This window comes from Chrysiogenia bacterium (assembly GCA_020434085.1).
GTDB lineage: Bacteria > JAGRBM01 > JAGRBM01 > JAGRBM01 > JAGRBM01 > JAGRBM01.
The window spans coordinates 1-2,335 of sequence record JAGRBM010000408.1; the positions used below are offsets into that span (position 1 = coordinate 1).

Genomic DNA, 2,335 nt, shown 5'->3' on the forward strand with positions numbered 1-2,335 from the left:
CAGTTCGATGATGCGGCCGCCCACGTCGAAGGCAAGCAGCACCTGCTCGGCGCTCTCCAGGGTTCCCACGCCAAAGGCCTCACGCACGAGCGGCCCGCCGCTGGCCTCATGGGCGATGACGGGGATGGGGCGCACGCGCGAGAAGATGATCAGCAGCACCACGACGCCAAAAGGAATCAGCACTACGCGGCGCAGCAGGAACGCGCGCGCTCGCTCAGTAAAACTCCGGGTTTCTTCGCTCATCGCTTACGCCCTCATCATTCGCTCGAAGTGCTTCCAGGCCCGCTCTGCCTGACGCTTCATGTCGTATTTCCCGTCGCTCACATGCCAGCGGAAGGCCGCCGGCTGAAAGATTCCAAAGACCATCATCGCCGCCACGTCGGGCTCGACATCGGCGCGGATCTCGCCTCGGCTCTTTCCTTCGGCGACAATGCCCTCGATCCCGGCCAGGTAGCCGTTGATCATGGCCTGCATCAGGGCGCGGCGCGCCGGCGGGCCGTCGATTCCCTGGGAAGAAAAAATGATGCGCGGCGCCGCCGGGTTGGCCAGCACCAGATCGATGTGTCGCATGAGCACCGAGCGGAGTTGCTCGATCGGCCCCTCGTTTTCATCGGCTGCGAGGATGAGATTGCCCATGAGCCGCTGACGGAGATGTCCAAGGCAGGCCTCGAAGATCTCTTCCTTGCCGGCGAAGTGGCGGTAAAGCGCCGAGGGCACGAGCCCCACCCGCTCGGCCACTTCGGCCATGCTCAGCCCCTCGACGCCGTGCTCGGCGATGCTCTCGAGCGCCGCCTCGACGATCTGTTCCCGGCGAACGCGGGTCTTGAGCTTGGGGGTGGCAGTCACTGTCGGGGGCCTCGCTCCATGTGAATATCGATTCACATAATCGCAGATTCGGCCCTTCCCGTCAAGAGTGGCCTCCCGGCCGGGCGGGGCGCGCTTTGAGAGCGCCGGGGCAGCGAATAAGCTCCGGCCCGAATCTGATTCACCGAGAAGACACGAATGGGACACGACGAGAAGCTGGCGGAACTCAAGAAGCGGCGCGAGAGCGCCCTGGCCATGGGACCCGAGAAGCGCCACGCCGCGCGCACGGCAGGGGGCGTGCTGAGCGCCCGGGCGCGCGCCGATTACATCCTCGACGAAGGCAGCTTTCACGAGGTCGGCCTGCTGGCCGTCTCCGAGCACCCGGCCGATCGCGAGCGCAGCGCCGCCGATGGCTACGTGTGCGGCTTTGGAAAGATCGACGGACGCGAGGTGGCACTCAGCGCCGCGGACTTTACGACGCTCGGCGCGTCGAGCGCGATCATCGCCGGCAAGAAGCTGCGCTATCTCAGCGAAGTGGCTCGCGTGAACGGACTGCCGCAGGTGCTCCTCTCGGAATGCGCGGGCGGCCGCATGCCCGACATCATGGGCGCGCGCGGCATGGGCCGCGTCGCTGAGGGGCTGCGCTACGCGCGCCGGCGCGAGACGCCCTGGGCCTGCGCGGTGCTCGGACAGGCCTACGGCAACGGCACCTGGCAGGCGATGTACAGCGACTTCGTCGTGATGCGAAAGGGCGCGGTGATGGCCGTTTCCAGCCCGCGCGTCACCTCGGTCGCGCTTGGCGAAGACATGGACCCGCAGGAACTGGGCGGCTGGGAAGTCCACGCCAAGAAAACCGGCCTCATCGACGCCGTCGCCGAGAGCGACGAGCAGGCCCTCGATCTCATTCGCGGCTTCCTGAGCTACCTGCCCTCCCACGCGGGCGAGGCGCCCCCGCGTGCCGAGGTGCCCGCGGGTGCTGGTGAAGCCGGCGCGGGCGTCGGCGATCTCGTTCCCACCGAGCGCACCCGCGGCTACGACATCCGCAAGGTGATCCGCGCGCTCGTGGACAAGGACAGTTACTTCCCGCTCAAGGAAGACTTCGGCCGCGTGGCGGTTACGGCGCTCGCGCGCCTGGACGGCCGCAGCGTCGGCATCATTGCCACCAATCCCATGTTCAAGGGCGGCGCGCTCGACGTCGAGGCCTGCGAGAAGATCATCTCGTTCATCGTGCTCTGCGATTCCTTCAACGTGCCGCTCATCCTGCTTGCCGACACGCCGGGCTTTCTGGTCGGCTCGAAGGCCGAGCACGAGAGAGTCGGCGCGAAGATCATCAACTTCCTGCAGGCCCTCGACCTGGCCACGGTCCCGAAGTTCTCGGTCATCCTTCGCAAGAGCTACGGACAGGCCTACATCAACATGGGCGGCGGCCGCTCGGACGAGATGGCCGCATGGCCCGGCGCGGAAATCGGGTTCATGGAACCGGGAACCGGCGTGAACGTGGTTTTCGGCGTGAGAAAAGAAGACGACCCCG

General features: G+C 66.6%; 3 protein-coding genes. 1 reads left to right on the forward strand and 2 read right to left on the reverse strand.

Features of this window, described 5'->3' with window-relative positions; all coding sequences use genetic code 11:
• The coding region (locus tag KDH09_14005; protein MCB0220810.1) for a hypothetical protein at positions 1–243 on the reverse strand (243 nt) is incomplete at its 3' end.
• A 3-nt stretch (positions 244–246) separates the two neighbouring features.
• On the reverse strand, positions 247–846 hold the full coding sequence (locus KDH09_14010; GenBank protein MCB0220811.1) for a TetR/AcrR family transcriptional regulator: 600 nt from the start codon (positions 844–846) through the stop codon (positions 247–249).
• Positions 847–1,002: 156 nt separating this feature from the next.
• Between KDH09_14010 and KDH09_14015 the strand changes: the two genes are divergently transcribed.
• Positions 1,003–2,335 (forward strand): methylmalonyl-CoA carboxyltransferase (locus KDH09_14015; GenBank protein ID MCB0220812.1); only part of this gene is annotated, 1,333 nt, incomplete at its 3' end.